The 16,496-nt window shown below is 71.4% G+C and carries 16 protein-coding genes; 11 read left to right on the top strand and 5 right to left on the bottom strand.

Annotated features, from left to right (window positions below; genetic code table 11):
- Positions 1–15: 15 nt before the first annotated feature.
- Positions 16–933 carry a LysR family transcriptional regulator gene (locus A4R43_RS19950; RefSeq protein WP_113693719.1) on the bottom strand — a complete coding sequence of 306 codons (918 nt, stop codon included), beginning with the start codon at positions 931–933 and terminating at the stop codon, positions 16–18.
- A 112-nt stretch (positions 934–1,045) separates the two neighbouring features.
- On the opposite strand from A4R43_RS19950, the gene A4R43_RS19945 reads away from it, so the two are divergent.
- Complete coding sequence (locus A4R43_RS19945) at positions 1,046–1,429, top strand: hypothetical protein (RefSeq protein ID WP_113693718.1); 384 nt, start codon at positions 1,046–1,048, stop codon at positions 1,427–1,429.
- Positions 1,426–2,994 (top strand): multicopper oxidase family protein, encoded by a 1,569-nt coding sequence (locus tag A4R43_RS19940; RefSeq protein WP_113693717.1) that lies wholly within the window; start codon positions 1,426–1,428, stop codon positions 2,992–2,994. The genes A4R43_RS19945 and A4R43_RS19940 overlap by 4 nt, the downstream gene beginning before the upstream one ends.
- A gap of 7 nt (positions 2,995–3,001) precedes the next feature.
- On the opposite strand, the gene A4R43_RS19935 is transcribed toward A4R43_RS19940, so the two are convergent.
- The gene (locus tag A4R43_RS19935) at positions 3,002–3,331 is read right to left on the bottom strand and encodes a winged helix-turn-helix transcriptional regulator (RefSeq protein ID WP_113693716.1); all 330 of its coding nucleotides are present in this window, start codon (positions 3,329–3,331) and stop codon (positions 3,002–3,004) included.
- Between the two features lie 86 nt (positions 3,332–3,417).
- On the opposite strand from A4R43_RS19935, the gene A4R43_RS19930 reads away from it, so the two are divergent.
- The 6 genes from A4R43_RS19930 to katG all read left to right on the top strand — a co-directional run bounded on the left by A4R43_RS19930 (position 3,418) and on the right by katG (position 9,909).
- The gene (locus A4R43_RS19930; protein WP_113693715.1) at positions 3,418–4,200 is read left to right on the top strand and encodes an NAD(P)H-dependent oxidoreductase; all 783 of its coding nucleotides are present in this window, start codon (positions 3,418–3,420) and stop codon (positions 4,198–4,200) included.
- A gap of 123 nt (positions 4,201–4,323) precedes the next feature.
- Positions 4,324–4,686, top strand: a complete 363-nt coding sequence (locus A4R43_RS19925) for a hypothetical protein (RefSeq protein ID WP_113693714.1) — start codon at positions 4,324–4,326, stop codon at positions 4,684–4,686.
- 154 nt (positions 4,687–4,840) lie between these two features.
- Entirely contained in the window at positions 4,841–6,076 is a 1,236-nt protein-coding gene (locus A4R43_RS44635; RefSeq protein WP_113693713.1) for a sigma-70 family RNA polymerase sigma factor, read from the top strand.
- Between the two features lie 420 nt (positions 6,077–6,496).
- Positions 6,497–7,177 carry a hypothetical protein gene (locus A4R43_RS19910; protein WP_113693711.1) on the top strand — a complete coding sequence of 227 codons (681 nt, stop codon included), beginning with the start codon at positions 6,497–6,499 and terminating at the stop codon, positions 7,175–7,177.
- 13 nt (positions 7,178–7,190) lie between these two features.
- On the top strand, positions 7,191–7,640 hold the full coding sequence (locus tag A4R43_RS19905; protein ID WP_269467512.1) for a Fur family transcriptional regulator: 450 nt from the start codon (positions 7,191–7,193) through the stop codon (positions 7,638–7,640).
- 31 nt (positions 7,641–7,671) lie between these two features.
- On the top strand, positions 7,672–9,909 hold the full coding sequence (katG, locus tag A4R43_RS19900) for a catalase/peroxidase HPI (RefSeq protein WP_113693710.1): 2,238 nt from the start codon (positions 7,672–7,674) through the stop codon (positions 9,907–9,909).
- A gap of 9 nt (positions 9,910–9,918) precedes the next feature.
- On the opposite strand, the gene A4R43_RS19895 is transcribed toward katG, so the two are convergent.
- Together A4R43_RS19895 and A4R43_RS19890 are read right to left on the bottom strand one after the other, a co-directional pair.
- Entirely contained in the window at positions 9,919–11,484 is a 1,566-nt protein-coding gene (locus A4R43_RS19895) for an ABC transporter permease (protein WP_113693709.1), read from the bottom strand.
- Complete coding sequence (locus A4R43_RS19890) at positions 11,481–12,374, bottom strand: ABC transporter ATP-binding protein (RefSeq protein WP_113693708.1); 894 nt, start codon at positions 12,372–12,374, stop codon at positions 11,481–11,483. The genes A4R43_RS19895 and A4R43_RS19890 overlap by 4 nt, the downstream gene beginning before the upstream one ends.
- Positions 12,375–12,550: 176 nt before the next feature.
- Here A4R43_RS19890 and A4R43_RS19880 point away from each other — a divergent pair, with 176 nt between their 5' ends.
- Positions 12,551–14,320, top strand: a complete 1,770-nt coding sequence (locus tag A4R43_RS19880; RefSeq protein ID WP_236809137.1) for an MFS transporter — start codon at positions 12,551–12,553, stop codon at positions 14,318–14,320.
- A 136-nt stretch (positions 14,321–14,456) separates the two neighbouring features.
- On the top strand, positions 14,457–15,047 hold the full coding sequence (locus tag A4R43_RS19875) for a DUF1062 domain-containing protein (RefSeq protein ID WP_236809136.1): 591 nt from the start codon (positions 14,457–14,459) through the stop codon (positions 15,045–15,047).
- On the opposite strand, the gene A4R43_RS19870 is transcribed toward A4R43_RS19875, so the two are convergent.
- Positions 15,037–15,855, bottom strand: coding sequence for a DUF2867 domain-containing protein (locus tag A4R43_RS19870; RefSeq protein ID WP_113693706.1), 819 nt, complete (start codon positions 15,853–15,855; stop codon positions 15,037–15,039). The two genes, A4R43_RS19875 and A4R43_RS19870, sit on opposite strands and share 11 nt — an antisense overlap.
- 75 nt (positions 15,856–15,930) lie before the next feature.
- Between A4R43_RS19870 and A4R43_RS19865 the strand changes: the two genes are divergently transcribed.
- On the top strand, positions 15,931–16,494 hold the full coding sequence (locus A4R43_RS19865) for a TetR/AcrR family transcriptional regulator (RefSeq protein ID WP_113693705.1): 564 nt from the start codon (positions 15,931–15,933) through the stop codon (positions 16,492–16,494).
- Positions 16,495–16,496 lie beyond the last annotated feature (2 nt).

The raw sequence follows: 16,496 nt of genomic DNA, 5'->3' as shown, positions 1-16,496 counted from the left end.
CTGCATCGCGGTCCGTCATGGTGATGACGGGCGGGCCGTCGCGGAGGTAACCGGGAAGGCGCGGTGGAAGTACTCGCCCGCGAATTCGGTGAGCCGCCGGGCCGCGGCGGAGGAGTAGGCGTCGCCGCGCCAGACCGCGGTCAGGCTGCGGTAGCAGTCCGGAGTGGCCAGGCGCGCGTACACCACGGGGGAGTGGGTGGCCACGCGGCGGGACATGCCCGGCACCAGCCCGATGCCGAGCCCGGAGCCGATCAGGTCGCCGGTGGCGCCGGGTTCGTCGCATTCGCAGGTGTACTCCGGGCGCAGCCCGGCCGCCGCGAACAGGCGGTCGGCCAGTTCGCGTGGCCAGTACCCGGGCCGCGTGGTGACGAACGGTTCCCCGACGAGTTCGTCCATCGGCACGCTTTCCCGCCCGGCGAGCCGGTGTCCCGGCGGCACGGCGAGCAGGACCTCCTCCCGCAGCAGCTCGCGCGTGCGCAGGTCCGGGCCGGACAACGGCTGCGAGGCGAAGCAGAGATCGACCTCGCCGGTGTGCAGCTGCTTCGCCATGCCTTCGGCGGACGACTGGTACAACCGGATCGCGACGCCGGGGTGCGCGGCGCGGAACTCGATCAGCATGCCGGTGAGGGTGAGCAGGGTTTCCGCGGCGACGGCGACGCTGCCGTGCTCGAGCCCGGCGGCGTCGGCCAGCTCGCGGCGGGCGTCGTCGAGTTCACGCAGGGCGCGGTCGACCCGCTGGAGGAAGCCGGCACCGAACCGGTTGAGCCGCAGCCCGCGCCCGGCCCGGTCGAACAGCGGCACCCCGAGATCGGCCTCCAGCCTGGCGATCGCGCGGCTGAGCGAGGGCTGCGCCACCCGCAGTTCGGCGGCGGTCTGGCTGAGGTGCTCGCGGCGGGCGACCGCCTGGAAGTAGCGGAGCTGCAACAGGTCCATTTCATAGCCCCAGCGTCATGAGTTCTTGTGAATTTTGGTCTTGGACAGCATAGGTCTTCGCTCCCTACCGTCGCTCTTGAGCAAGGGAAACCTGGGGGAAGGGGCGGGGGCGATGACCGTGGCGGTCGAGCGACGCGGGAGAACCGTGCTGGGGGTGGTTCGCGCGTTCGTCACCGCACACGCGGCCGGGATCTTCCTGCAGCCGGTTTTCGCGGGCAGCTACCTGTTCGGCGACTACGACATGCTGGCGCTGCACGCGCTCGGCGCCGACGTGGTGTTCTACATCGGACTGGCGCAGCTGGTGCCGACGGCGCTGCTCTGGCGGCGGACCGGCGTGCGGTGGCCGTTCTGGGGCAGCGTGCTGCTGGTCCTCGGTGAAACCGGGCAGTACGCCGCCGGGCTGGACGGGGCGCTGGACCTGCACGTCCCGCTGGGCGTGGCGCTGGCCGCGCTCGCCGCGGTGATGGCGGTCGCGAGCTGGCGGGCGCCGCGATGAGCGGGCTGTCCCGGCGCCGGTTCCTCGGCCTGACCGGCGGCGCGGGCGCGCTGGTCGCCGCCGGGCTGGTGGCACCGCGGTGGTTCCGGACCGCGGCGGCCACCGGCGAGCAGCTCACCAGCGAGCTGCCGCTGCCCGCGCCGTTCGGGGTGCCGCTGCCGATCCCGGCCGTGCTGGCGCCGGTGGCGCGTGACGCGGACGCCGACCGGTACGAGATCGTCCAGCGGCAGGCCGTCGCGGAGATCCTGCCCGGGGTGCAGACGCCGATCTGGGGCTACGAAGGCACTTTCCCCGGGCCGACCATCGAATCACGCGGCGGCCGCACGACGATCGTCAAGCACCACAACGAACTCCCGGTGCCGACCGTGGTCCACCTGCACGGCGGCCACACCCCGCCGGAGCACGACGGCTACGCCACCGACCTGGTGCTGCCCGCCGGGTCCGCACCCCACGCGCACGGCGGGCACGCGCTGATGCACGACCCGGCGGCGCTCATCTCCCACGGCTCACGCGACTACGTGTATCCGTTGCGGCAGAAGGCAGCCATGCTCTGGTACCACGACCACCGCATGGACTTCACCGGCCCGGCCGTCTACCGCGGTCTCGCCGGGCTGCACCTCGTCCGCGACGACGAGGAGGACGCGCTGCCGCTGCCACGCGGTGAGCGGGAACTGCCGCTGGTGATCACCGATCGGGCCTTCGCCGCCGACGGTTCCCTGCGTTACCCGTCCATCGACCCGTCGCTGACCTCGGTGCCGGGGGTCGAGGAGCCGTACGTCGAAGGCGTGTTCGGTGACGTGATCCTGGTCAACGGCGCGCCGTGGCCGGTGGCCGAGGTTTCGGCGACCCGGCACCGGCTGCGCGTGCTCAACGCCTCCAACGCCCGCCGGTACGACCTCGCGCTCGACCCGCCACCGCCGGCCGGTCCGGTGTTCACCCAGATCGGCGCGGACCAGGGCCTGCTCGACGCGCCGCGCGCCCACGAGCACGTGCCGATCGCGCCCGCCGAGCGGTACGACCTGGTGGTCGACTTCGGCGCCTATCCGGTGGGCACCGAAGTCACCTTGGTCAACCGGCTCGGCACCGGCACGACCGCGTCCGTGATGCGGTTCCGGGTCACCCGGCGCGCGACCGACGACAGCCACATCCCGGCTCGCCTGGCGGAAATCGAGCCGCTCGACCGGGCACAGGCGACGGTGACGCGCGACTTTTCCTTCCGTGGCGGCATGGTCGGCGGCAGGCACGGCTGGACGATCAGCGGTGAGCCGTACTCGCCGTCCCGGATCGACGCCCGCCCGCGGCTCGGCGACGTGGAGATCTGGCGGTTCGTCGCGGATCTGCACCACCCGATCCACCTGCACCTGGTGGACTTCCGCGTGCTCTCGCGCGGCGGCCAAGCGCCGGGCCCCTACGACGCGGGCCGCAAGGACACCGTCGATCTGCGGCCCGGCGAAGCCGTCGAGGTGATCGCGAAGTTCGACGGCTACCGCGGTCGGTTCATGTTCCACTGCCACAACGCCGAGCACGAGGACATGGGCATGATGGCGAACTTCGAGACGGTCTGAGGCCGGTTCAGGTGGCGTTCACGTAGTCGTGGCCCCACTTTTCGAGCCAGTCGACGATCGGGCGCAGCGACTCGCCCAGCTCGGTGAGCGAGTACTCGACGCGCGGTGGCACCTCGGCATAGACGGTGCGCCTGACGATGCCGTCGGTTTCGAGTTCACGCAGGGCACGCGTGAGCGTTCGCGGGGTGACGTCGCCGACCGCGCGCTGGAGTTCGCCGAAGCGGTGCGTGCGGACGAGCAGGTAGCGCACCGCACTCAGCTTCCACGCCCCGCCGAGCACCGCGATCGACACCTCGACGGGGCACACGGCGAGCGCCGCCCGCACCGGATCACGCATCCCAGCTCCTCACTATCCGAAGTGTCAGTATGTGCCGAGAATGTGCGTACTTGTTCGAAGCGTAGTTCATTCCTAGCGTTCCACGCATGGACGCACTCCTGGTCACCGCGCATCCCGCCGCCCGCTCGCTCACCGCCGCCCTCGCCGAGGTCACCGCGAAAACCCTGGCGGACAACGGGTACGCGGTGCTGACCTCCGACCTCTACGCGATGGGCTGGAACGCGGCGGTGACCGCGCGCGACTTCGGCACGCCGGCGCACCCGGAACTGCCGATCGCCGACCAGTCCGCCGAGGCGTACGCGCGTGGTTCGCTGTCCGAGGACATCGTGGCCGAGCAGGAAAAGCTGCGCCGCGCCTCACTGGTGGTGTTCCACTTCCCGTTGTGGTGGTACGGAATGCCCGCGATCCTCAAGGGCTGGTTCGACCGGGTCTTCGTCAAGGGCTTCGCCTTCGGCCTCAAGGACGCGTCGGGCCGCACCCGCAAGTACGGCGATGGCGGCCTGGCGGGCAAGCGCGCGCTGGTGGTGATCACCGCCGGGGACCGGGAGACCGCGTTCGACCCGCGCGGGATCAACGGCGAGGCCGGCGAGCTGTTCTTTCCGTTCCTGCACGGCATTTTCTGGTACACCGGCATGCGGCCGCTCCGGCCGCACCTGGTCGCGGGCACCGACCGGCCCGGTTGGGACCGCTTCGGCCACGAGGTGGACCGGCTGCGCACCCGCCTCGCCGGAATCGACGGGGAGAGCCCGCTTCCGTACCGCGCGCTGGCTGACGGCGACTACGATGCCGACCGTCATCTCCGGCCCTCGCTGGCGGCCGGCCGGAGCGGGCTGGGCATCCACCTCGGCGCCGCCGACGAGGTGCGGTGAGGATCGCGCTGCTGGTGGTGGGCGCGGCCGGGGCGGCGCCCGGTTTCCCGCTGACGAAAGAACGGTGAAAGCACGCTCGCCGATGCTGGCCGGGTCAACCGGACAAAAAGGAGTGTGTGCCCGATGAAGTTCGCCCGTCGTGTCGCCGCGGTCACCGGTGGTGCCGCCATGGCGCTGGCGTTGTCCGCCGTGCCCGCCACCGCCGGAGAAACCGCCGAGGCCAAGTGCATCGGCGGTTACCGCATCCAGCCACCCGCCGGCTGGGGCAAGGTGACCTACTCGGTCTGCCAGGACGGCGGCACGCGGAAGGTCACCGGCAGGGTCACCGACCTGGAGACGGACGGCTGCCTGGTCCGCGCCAAGTTCACCTTCTCCAGGAGCGGGGACGACCTGGTGAAGTCGAAGGACACCGGCAGCTCCGACAGCTTCGCCTTCGGTTTCTACACCGCCACCGGGGTCAAGGCGGAACTGCGGAAGATCTGCTGACCCCGTTGTGATCACGGCGAGGAGCGGCCCCGCTTAGGCTGTCGCGGACGGTGCCGGCGAGTGTGACTTGGATCTCATGGGCGATTTCGCGTCATGGGGCCGGGGGTGGCGAGTCGGCACCGGTGAAGGGACTGCCTACCCGGGAGCTAAGGCCATGTGGGAACCGCCTCTGGACGGCGAGCGGGACGAAGTGCTGCTCGCCGCCGTCCGCGACGGGGACTTCGGGGCGTGCGACGTGCTGTTCCGCCGCCACGGCGCCGCCGCGCGCCGCGCCGCCATGCGCTGGACCGGGGATTCCCCCGACTGCGACGACCTGGTCGCCGAGGCGTTCGTCCGGGTGCTGATCGCGGTGCGCTCGGGGGCCGGGCCCAAGCAGGACATGTGGCCGTACCTGCTGGTCACCATGCGGAACCTGGCGGTCAGCTGGCAGCGGCGGCAGGCCAAGGTCGACCTGTGGGGAGAGGTCCCGGAGCAGGCCACGCCGGCCGCCGCCGCGGACGAGGTGACGGTCCGGCGGTGGCAGGCGGGTATCGCCTGGGCGGCCTTCTGCACGCTGCCCGGCCGCTGGCGGACGGTGTTGTGGCACACCGAGGTCGAAGGCACGCCCGCCGCCGAGCTGGCGCCGATGCTGGGGGTCTCGCCGAACGGTGTCGCCGTGCTGGCGATGCGGGCGCGGGAGGGGCTGCGCCGCGCGTACCTCCAGGTCCAGGTGCCCGACAGCAGCAAGCCCGACTGCGGGCTGGTCCGCCCGGAAATGGCGGCCTGGGTGCGTGGCGCGCTTTCGGTGCGCCGGGCGGCCAGGGTGGTCGCGCACCTCGACCGCTGCGGGCCGTGCCGGTCGGTCGCCGCCGGGCTCACCGAGGCCAATCTCGAACTGCGCCCGGCGCTGGCGCGACGCAACGCGAGCGCGCTGGTGGTGCCCATCTCCGCCGGGATGACCGGCGGCGGCAAGATCGTGGCCGCGGTGGCGGCGGCGGTGGTGGCCGTCACCGGTGCGCCCGTGCCGCACCACGCGCCCGTCCCGCCCCCCTCGTCGGAGGTGGTGGCCCTGCCCGCGCCCGAAGTGGTGACCGATGCGGTGTTCTCCACCGCCGAGCCGGTGCGCATCGCCGGTCCACGGGTGCCGTCTTCCCACGAGGTGGCACAACCGGCCGTTGATCTTCACCCTGCCGAGGGGTCTGGGCGGGGCTCGGCGGCGTGTGCCGCCGAGAAGTGCGGTAATGCAAAGGCGGGATCGGCGCCGGAGACCGGAGGAGGGAAAGCGTGGGGAGCGAAGCGCAAGAAGAAGGCTCATTCGAAGTCGGGGACCAAGTCACCTACCTCGCAGGCGGAGCACCCGGGCAACGGCGGCGTCTCTGCCGGCAAGGGCAAGTCGCGGGGAAAGCCGTAGTGGACAACTACACCGAAACCACCTGGGTCCCGGTCCGGGCCAGGGAGCAGGCGGCGGACCGCGAACCGCACTGGGTGCGGGCGGACCAGATCATCGACGTGGTGACCGCGTCATGACGGCCGCGGAGGTCCTGCTGCCGGACACCCCCATCTTCGACGGCCTGCTGGCGGAAGCCGGGCTGGAATGGCGTGAAGACCCCGAAACGGACGCCAAGGCCGAGTAAGCGTTCGGCTGTCCGAGGGGGCGGCACCCGGGCTTTGGTCACGGCTCGTGCTCGCGCGGGTGCGCTGAACGGGTCCTTTTCCCCGGAACGGTCCGGTGAACGCGGTCCGGTCCCCGGATTCGCTTGACGCCCCGCCGCGATCGGTCATCCTTGACCAGCGCGATCGGTGCGGGTGGTGTGGAGCGGGAGGCCGGGGCATGAGGGTGTCGCGTGCGGGCGACCTCGTTGTCGGTGAGTGGCCGCGGCGGCCGGAGTCGGCGGCCCGGCTGGTGGTTTCCGGGGCGGTGCTGGCGTGGGACGTGCTGGCCGACAGCCCGATCCCCGCGGCCAGGGTGCACGACCCCGAACTCGCGTCCGAATGGCTGTGGGAGATCTACGGCCGCGCCACGAAGGACATTCTCGCCGGGGCCACCGAGGTGACCGTGCCCGTCGGCGGTGACTGGCGGGTGCGCGTGGCGTGCCGGGCGGTCGCCCAGCTGAACTGGGCGGAGACCTGGTGGCCTGCCGGGGTGCCCGCGCTCCACCTCGCGACCCTGCGTGCCGAGCGCGCGATCCAGCTGTCCATTGTGGAGCACCTGCTGGACGAGTCCGGCGCGGTGATCCGCGCGCTGGCCGCGCTCACCCCCGGCGTGCACCCGGAACTGCTCGACCGGCTCGTGGTGCTCGCCGAGAACTACGGTGTGACGCTGCCCGCCGGGATCGTGCGCGCACCCGCCGCCGCCGGCCCTCGGCCCTCCATTGTGGACTGGACGCGGCTGCCGGAGGTGCCTTCCCCGCGGAGGCCCGGTGCGCGGCAGGCGGAGCTCGTCGCCTACGCGCTGTCGCGGGTCGGCTCCGCCGCCGCGACCCTCACCGAACGCACCGCCGCGTCATCTTGATTCATTCAAGAAAATGCGCAAGACTGCGCCGGTGCCCACGACCTCGGACTTCGAGCGCCTGCTGCGCGAGGCCGCGCTGCGCGTGACGCGTCCGCGCCTGGCGGTGCTGGCCGCCGTGCACGAGCACCCGCACGCCGACACCGATTCGCTCATCGGTGCCGTGCGCGCGGACCTCGGCGCCGTCTCCCACCAGGCGGTGTACGACGTGCTGCGCGCGCTCACCACGGCCGGCCTGCTGCGGCGCATCGAGCCACCCGGCTCGGTGGCGCGGTACGAGGCCAGGGTCGGGGACAACCACCACCACGCCGTGTGCCGGTCGTGTGGCGCCATCGCCGACGTCGACTGCGCGGCGGGCTCCGCGCCCTGCCTGACGGCGTCGGACGACCACGGTTTCACCATCGACGAGGCCGAGGTCATCTACTGGGGCACCTGCCCCGACTGCTCCACCGCGCTCAAGTCCTGAGCACGCCCAACCCCATCCCGAAAGGACTTTTGTGTCTGACACCCCCGACGCCGTTGTTGGCGAGATGAACGTGGAGAGCGCGGGCGGTTGCCCGGTCTCGGCCGGGCGCTTCAAGCACCCCACCGAAGGCGGGAGCAACCGTGAATGGTGGCCGAACCAGCTCAACCTGAAGATCCTGCGCAAGCACAGCGCCGTGGCGAACCCGATGGACGAGGAGTTCGACTACGCCAAGGCCTTCGCCACGGTCGATCTCGACGAGCTGGCCAAGGACGTGGACGCGCTGCTGACCAGCTCCCAGGAGTGGTGGCCCGCCGACTTCGGGCACTACGGCCCGCTGATGATCCGCATGGCGTGGCACAGCGCCGGCACCTACCGCATCGACGACGGCCGCGGCGGGGCGGGCGCGGGCATGCAGCGCTTCGCGCCGCTGAACAGCTGGCCGGACAACGGAAACCTGGACAAGGCGCGCCGCCTGCTGTGGCCGGTCAAGAAGAAGTACGGCAAGAGCGTCTCCTGGGCCGACCTGATGATCTTCGCGGGCAACCGCGCGCTGGAGACCATGGGCTTGGAGACCTTCGGCTTCGCCGGTGGCCGCGCCGACGTCTGGGAGCCGGACGAGGACGTGTACTGGGGCCCCGAGCGCACCTGGCTCGGCGACGAGCGCTACAGCGGTGACCGCCAGCTGGAAAGCCCGCTGGCCGCGGTGCAGATGGGCCTGATCTACGTCAATCCCGAGGGCCCGAACGGCAACCCGGACCCGCTGGCCGCGGCGCGCGACATCCGCGAGACCTTCGGCCGGATGGCGATGAACGACGAGGAAACCGTCGCGCTGATCGCCGGTGGCCACACCTTCGGCAAGACCCACGGCGCGGCCGACCCCGACCAGTACGTCGGCCCCGAGCCAGAAGGCGCGCCGCTGGAGGAGCAGGGCCTCGGCTGGAAGAACACCTTCGGCAGCGGCAAGGGCCGCGACGCGATCACCAGCGGGCTGGAGGTCACCTGGAGCCCCACGCCGACGCGGTGGAGCAACTGGTTCTTCCACAACCTGTTCACCTACGAGTGGGAGCTGACCAAGAGCCCGGCCGGCGCCAACCAGTGGAAGCCGAAGAACAACGCCGCCAAGGGCACCGTGCCGGACCCCGAGTCCGGTGCGCTCGACCGCGCGCCCAGCATGCTCACCACCGACCTGGCGCTGCGGTTCGACCCGGTCTACGAGCAGATCTCGCGCCGGTTCTACGAAAACCCGGAGCAGTTCGCGGACGCCTTCGCGCGGGCGTGGTTCAAGCTGACCCACCGCGACATGGGCCCGATCCAGCGCTACCTCGGGCCGCTGGTGCCGCAGGAGGAGCTGATCTGGCAGGACCGCGTGCCCGCGGTGGACCACGAGCTGGTCGACGACGCGGACATCGCCGAGCTCAAGGCGAAGATCCTCGACTCGGGGCTGTCGGTGGCGCAGCTGGTTTCGACCGCGTGGGCGTCGGCTTCGACGTTCCGCGGCAGTGACAAGCGCGGTGGCGCCAACGGCGCGCGCATCCGCCTCGAGCCGCAGCGCGGCTGGGAGGTCAACGAGCCGGACAACCTGGCGCAGGTGCTCAAGGCGCTGGAAGGCGTCCAGGCCGCGTTCAACGGCGCGCAGACCGGTGGCAAGAAGGTCTCGCTGGCCGACCTGATCGTGCTGGGCGGCGTCGCCGCGGTCGAGAAGGCCGCCAAGGACGCGGGCGTCGAGCTGAAGGTGTCGTTCACGCCGGGCCGCACCGACGCTTCGCAGGAGCAGACCGACGCGGACTCGTTCGCGCCGCTGGAGCCGACGGCCGACGGTTTCCGCAACTACCGCGGCAAGGGCAGCAACCGCCTGCCGTCGGAGTACCTGCTGGTCGACCGCGCGAACCTGCTCAACCTGAGCGCGCCGGAGATGACCGTGCTGGTCGGCGGGCTGCGCGTGCTGGGCGCGAACTACCAGCAGTCCACGCAGGGTGTGTTCACCTCGGCTCCCGGCACGCTGACCAACGACTTCTTCGTGAACCTGCTCGACATGGGCACGGAGTGGAAGTCCACTTCGGAGGACGGCGAGGCCTTCGAGGGCCGCGACCGCGCCACCGGTGAGGTCAAGTGGACCGGCAGCCGGGTCGACCTGCTCTTCGGCTCGAACTCCGAGCTGCGGGCGGTGGCCGAGGTCTACGCCAGCGACGACGCGAAGGAGAAGTTCGCCCGCGACTTCGCCGCCGCGTGGAGCAAGGTGATGGACGCGGACCGGTTCGACCTGGTCTGAGTTTTTGGTTCAGACGGTCAGGTCTCGCCGGGTGTAGCCGACGGCGCCCGCTGTGACGAGCAGCGCGGTGACGGCGAGCAGCCCGGCGAGACCCGGCCAGTCCGGCGTGGTTTCGGGCACGGCGGCGATGTGCGCGAACGGTGTGAGGTCGAGCGGCCATCCGGTGACGCCCGCGCTCTGGGCGAGCACCTGGTACAGGAAGCCGCCCGCCGCGGGCAGCGCGCCGAGCGCGACGGCGGCCCGCGGCAGCCAGCCGAGGCCGAACACGGCCGCTGCCAAGGAAAGCAGCGCGATCGGCGCGATGTTCAGGGCGCCGGACAACGCCGCACCGAAGCCGAGCGGCGCGTCGACGGCGGCGGCACCGGCCCACAACGCCGCCCCGGCACCGGCGACCAGCACCAGGGTTCCGGCCGCCACCACCACGAGTTCGCTGCCGAGCAACCGGATCCGTGAGAACGGCAGCCCGAACAACAGCACCGCGCGGCGGCTCGTCTCGTCCTCGGCGAAGGAGCCGATCCGCACCGCCGCGTACATCCCGGCCGGGATCGCCAGCAGGCTGAACATCGCCGCCGCGAACCCGGTGGCCGAGCCGAGGCCGCCAAAACCGGCGCCCGCGGCCAGCTCGGCGAACCGCGCGTTCTCGGTGAGAAAGCGGCTGATCGAGATGGTCAGCAGGCCGATCAGGCCGTAGTAGGCGGCGACGGCGACCAGCCAGGCAAGCCACGGCCGCAGCCCGCGGCGCAGGGCGAATCCGGGCAGCGACCGCAGCAGCCGGGTGCGCGGTCGTCGTTCCGCGACCAGCGCCCATGGTGCGCCACGCAGATCACGGCGGCCCGCGATAAACATCGCAGCGAAGGCAAAAACGACGGCCAAGGCGATGAGCACGAGCAGCGGACCGGCGTCGTTTCCCGCATACGGCTGGAGCCGCGCCTGCAAGCCGAACGGCGTGAACCACTGCACCCAGCGCACATCGGTGCCGTCGCTGATCATCCGGGCGAGCAGCGCGGCACCCAGCACGGCCACCGCCGCGCCGCTGGCCGGTGACCGCGAGGGCAGCAGCTGGGCGGTGAGCAGGCCCAGTGCGCCGAAAACCCAGCCCAGCCCGGCGATCCCGGCGCCGTGCACCAGCGCACCGGCAACCGCGGTCCCGGTGGCGATGAGCGCGACGGTCACCGCGGCGCCGATCAGCCCCACGGCCACCGCCAGTACGGCGAGGCGCCCGGCGAGCAGCCGCCGGGCGGTGATCCGGCCGGACAGCAGCAGTTCCCAGCGCCCGGCGTCCTCGTCACCGCGAGTGAGCCGGGTGGCGGTCAGAATCGCCCAGATGCCGACCAGCACGGCGAGCGGCGTTCCGGTGCGCCACACGGTGAAGCCCCCGGGGTCGTCGAGCGCGACCGGCTCACCGAAAAGGGTACGGATGGCCGGGTTGGCGGCGAGCGCCCGCAGCGCGCCGCCGTCCAGCACGCCGGCGAAGGTGCTCTGGTACTGCGCGGCGACCAGTGCGGACATCCCGGCGGCGACCGCGAGCACGACCAGCGCGCCGAACCGGAGCTGGCGGACCGCGAGGCCGATCACCGGTTTGCTCCATCCCCGTAGTAGTCCAGGAAAATCTCGGCCAGGCTGGGTTCTCGCATGCTGATCGAGGTCACCGAGCTGTCCGCGAGTTCCCGCAGCGTCGCCGCGGGCGGTCCGCTGAGCGAGAACCGCAGCCGCGAGCCGTCGAGCCGTTCGATCCCGGAAACCTCGGGCAGCCCGGCCAGCTCCGGTGGTGGCCCGGTGAAGCCGATCTCCACTTCGGTGCGGCGCATCCGGCGCAGTTCGGCGATTCCCGCGACCTCGACCAGCTCGCCAGCGCGCAGGATGCCGACCCGGTCGCAGACGGCCTCCACCTCGGCGAGCTGGTGCGAGCTGAGGAAAACCGCCTGACCGCGCTCGCGGGCTTCCACCACGCAACGCCGGAATTCCCGTTCCATCAGCGGGTCGAGGCCGCTGGTCGGTTCGTCGAGCACCAGCAGCGGGGCGCGGCAGGCGAACGCCGCCACCAGCGCCACCTTCTGCCGGTTGCCGGTCGAGTAGGCCTTGGCGCGCTTGCCGGGGTCGAGTTGGAACCGCTCGACGAGTTCGGCGCGGTAGGTCAGGTCCGGTGGTGGCCCGATCCGGCCGAGCAGGGCGAGGATCTCGGCGCCGGTCAGGTTCGGCCACAGCGCCACGTCGGCGGGCACGTGGGCGAGGTGCCGGTGCGCGCGGCGGACGTCGGCGGCGTGGTCACCGAAGATGGTGGCGCTGCCCGAGGACGGGCGGATCAGCCCGAGCAGCATGCGGATGGTGGTGGACTTCCCGGCGCCGTTCGGGCCGAGAAAGCCGAACACCTCACCGGGCGGTACCGAAATGGACAGCCCGTCGACCGCGACGGTGGCGCCGAATCGTTTGGTCAGCGCGCTGGTGCGGATGGCGTCGGTGCTCATGGTCGTCCTTCCGACAGCAGTGGAGAGCTACTGCCGACCAGGCTTCCCGGCGCACCTGGGGAGAACTGTACTCCGCGAGCGCCCGGGTTCAAGCGCGGTTTGAGGGTTGGCCGGACGGATTCCCTGGACCGGCGCGGAAAACTTTCCGGGGTGGATTCAACGAAACACTGAAGCACATGGATTTCGGAAACCGCGGAAGAAACCGGTGGTGGACGCTGCTCGCGGTGAGCGCGGCCCAGTTGCTGGTGGTGCTCGACGGCACGATCGTGAACATCGCGCTGCCCTCGGCGCAGCAGGCGCTCGGCCTGACCGACGCGAACCGGCAGTGGGCGATCACCGCCTACGCGCTGGCCTTCGGCGGGCTGTTGCTGATCGGCGGCCGGATCAGCGGGGTGCTCGGCCACCGCCGCGCGTTCGCCCTCGGCCTGCTCGGCTTCGCGGCCGCTTCGGCACTGGGTGGCGCTGCGGAGAATGCCCCGGTGCTGTTCGGCGCCCGCGCGCTGCAGGGCTTGTTCGCCGCTTTGCTCGCACCGGCCGGTTTGTCTTTGCTCACCACCACGTTTACCGACGCGGGGGACCGAGGGCGCGCTTTCGGCGTCTTCGCGGCGGTGGGCGCGGCGGGTTCGGCGGTCGGGCTGATCGCGGGTGGGGTGCTGACCGAGTACGCGAGCTGGCGGTGGTGCCTGTACATCAACGTACCGGTGGCGGTGGGCGCCGCCCTCGCGGTGAGGTTGGTGCCGCAGGCGCGACCAGTCGGCGAACGGGACCGGCCGGACGACGAGGGCGGACGGCTGGATGGCGAACTGGACCGGCCGGTTGGCGAGGGGGAGCGGCTGGACGGCGAACTGGACCGGTCGGCTGGCGAGCGGGGGCTGGATGGCGAGTGGGAGCGGCCGGTCAGCGACCGGGTGCGGCTGGGCGGCGAACGTAGACGGCAGGATGGCGTGCGGGGGCGGCCAGGTGGCGAGCGTGGGTTGTCCGGCGGTGATCTGGGGCGGCCAGTGCGCGAGCGCGGGCGGCCGGGTGGCGTGCGGGCGCGGTCGGTTGGCGAGGGCGGGCGAGTTGACGGCGAGCGGGTGCGGTCGGTGGGTGAGGGCAGGCGGCTGGATGGCGAGCGGGAGCGATCTGGCGGCGAACTCGGGCGGCCAGTGCGCGATCGCGGGCGGCTCGACTTGCCTGGCGCGGTGCTCAGCGCCACCGGGTTCGTTGCGCTGGTATGCGCGTTCACCGAGGCCGAAGCCCGCGGTTGGGGCTCGCCGGTGGTGGTGGCGCTCCTGGCTTTCGGCGGGTTGCTGCTGGCCGGGTTCGTGGCGGTGGAGCGCCGGGCCCCTCGGCCGCTGCTGCCGATGCGTGTGCTGGCCGACCCTGCCCGCGCGAGTGCGTTCCTGGCGGTCACGCTGCTGTTCGTCGCAATGTTCGGTTTCTACCTCTTCATGAGCTACCACACGCAGGCCGAGCTCGGATATTCGCCGGTGGAGGCCGGGCTTGTGCTGATCATCAACGCAACGGCGGCGCTGGCGGGCTCGATGCTCATCGCGGGACGGCTGCTCGGCCGGGTCCCGCCGGTGGTGCTCATCGTGCCGGGACTGCTCACGGCCGCCGCCGGGATTGGGGTGCTGGTCTGGTTTTCGGCGCTGGTGCCCGCGCTGGTGTTGACCGGACTCGGCCTCGGCTGCGTGTTGCCGCCGACGGCCAGCCTGGCCACCGCGGGGACGCGCGGGCACGACATCGGCGCCGCGTCGGCTGCCTACAACGCCTCCCAGCAACTCGGCGCCGCGCTCGGTGTGGCGTTGCTCAACACCATCGCGGTCAGCGCCACCACCACCGCCGGGCTCACCGTCGCGGTGGGCATTCTGCTGGTCGCGGCGTGTGTCACCGGTCCACTTCTGACTGTCGCTTCGCGACGGTCCCTAAAGGACCGAGCAGCGCGGACTGGCGCCCCCTGAAAAAGCGGTGGAGCGGCACCGAGGGTTGTGGTTACCGTGCGGCTGGTCGAGTTGTCCAGGCAAAGGACGTGCCGTTGTACCTCGGGTGAGAGTTCCCAAGCGCTGATTCGCCGCGCGTCGCGTTTGTGCGCCGTGCGTGGTTCTGCTGCGGTCTTCTCACCGAAACGGGTGTACTTCTGTGCGCAAAACCTGGGTTGTCGTACCCACTTGCCTGCCCATCGTGCTCCGCCGTTGTCATGCCTGCGCGTCCGGCCGCTTCCGGGTCGACGGCAAGTTCCGCGTCAACGCCAACCACAAGCTCCTCGACGCCTGGCTCCTCGCGTGCTGCACCGGCTGCGGGGACACCACGAAGCTCACCGTCCTGGAACGGGTGAACGTGCGTTCCGTGCCTCCCGAACTGCTCAACCGGTTGCACGACAACGATTCCACCCTGGCGGCCGAACTGCTCGAAGATCCGGCCCTGCTGCGCCGCAACCGCGTCGCGCTCGACTGGGGCAGAGCCTGGCGCCTGGACACCGGCGACAAGGACCACCAAGAAAGAGAGGTGATCGACGTATTGGTTCGCTTCGCGGCGCGGATCCCGGTCCGGCCCGTGCGGTTGATCGCCGAAGGCTGCGGTCTTTCGCGGGCGGAAGTCGAGCGGCTGATCGCGGTGGGCAAGGTGGTGTCGGCGGTCCGGTTGACCGGAAAGGTCTCCGCCGACTTCACCTTCACGCTCAAGCGCTGATCGGCCGGGGTTTCGCATCGCGGAGCAGGCCGGGCGCCAGGTAGCGGTGCACGGCCGACAGCGGCGGCCACACCACCCGCCCGAGGCGGCGGTCGTAACGCAGGTAGGTGCTCAGCGTGAGCCGCCCGTCCTTCGCTTCGACGACGAGATTGCCGGTGAGGAACCACGAACGCGCCTCCAGGCGGATCCGGTGCTCGCCGCGCTCGACGATGCGCCAGCCCGCGACGGTCTCCGGTGACGCCCCACGGCTGAGCCGGAGGCCCAGGAACCCGCGCCAGATCAGGGTTTCCGCCGGGCCGGGCACGTCACCGAAGAGCGCGCGAGCCCACTGCTCGGCGGTGGCCGTCACGTCGACGGAGCGGCTGAACGAGTCGGCGTAGTGCGCGCCGGGCAGCGGGCTGGTGGCCGTGAGCCAGGCGTTCTCCCAGCGACGGGTGAAGGCGGGCAATACCAGGAGATGGCGGAACGGCGTGATGGCCGCCAGGTACAGCCGTCCGAGCAGGCCGTTCGGCTTGACCAGCACGGCCATCCGGAGTTGCTGCTCGGCCGGGACCCAGCCGAGGTGCACGACGGCGTGCACGGTCCGGTTCGGCAGTTCCAGCACGCATTCGTCGGCGGTCCGGTAGACCGGGGTGGCGGCGCGGAGGTCCGACGGCACGTGGTCGCGCTGGGTTCCGGGCTCGTCGAGGCCCAGCATCGCGTCGAGCACCGCGGGGAAGTCGTCCGGTCCGGCGCCGGGGGTGTGGATCGCCCCGACCGCCCACACGTCCTCAAGGCGGAAGTCCCCGGCGAGTTCGTGGGGTTTCATGGCCACTCCGTTCTATACGATGGCGTATAGAACTAGGCTAGCCCGGTTTATACGGGTGCGTATATCGAGGGTGAGGTGACACACGTCGTGGGTGCGGCACGCACACCGCGCGACCGGTGGGTCGAAGAAGGACTGCGGGTACTGGCGGCCGACGGGGTGGACGCCGTCCGCGTCGAGGCGCTGGCCAAACGGCTGGGGGTCACCAAAGGCGGCTTCTACGGCTACTTCGCCGACCGCGGCGCCCTGCTCGAAGCCATGCTCGACACCTGGGAGCGCGAAAGCACGGACGAGGTGCTCGACCGGATCGAGCGCGAGGGCGGCGATCCGAAGCAGAAGGCCCACCGGGCCGGCATGCTGACCTTCTCCAGCGACCGGCTGCTGCCCATCGATCTCGCCGTCCGGAACTGGGCACGCCGCGACCCGGCGGTCGCGGACCGCCTGCGGCGCGTGGACAACCGGCGCATGGACCTGCTGCGCGAAATGATCGGCACCTTCTGCGACGACCCGGACGAGGTGGAAGCCCGCAGTACGCTGGCCTTCTGCGTGGCGATCGGGGAGCACTTCCTGGTCGCGGACCACCAGGGCCGCACCCGCGCCGACGTGCTCAACCGGGCCGCGGCCCTCCTGCTGAACCGCTGAGG

Source organism: Amycolatopsis albispora, assembly GCF_003312875.1.
Classification (GTDB): Bacteria; Actinomycetota; Actinomycetes; order Mycobacteriales; family Pseudonocardiaceae; genus Amycolatopsis; species Amycolatopsis albispora.
This window is presented reverse-complemented; position numbering and strand designations above follow the sequence as displayed.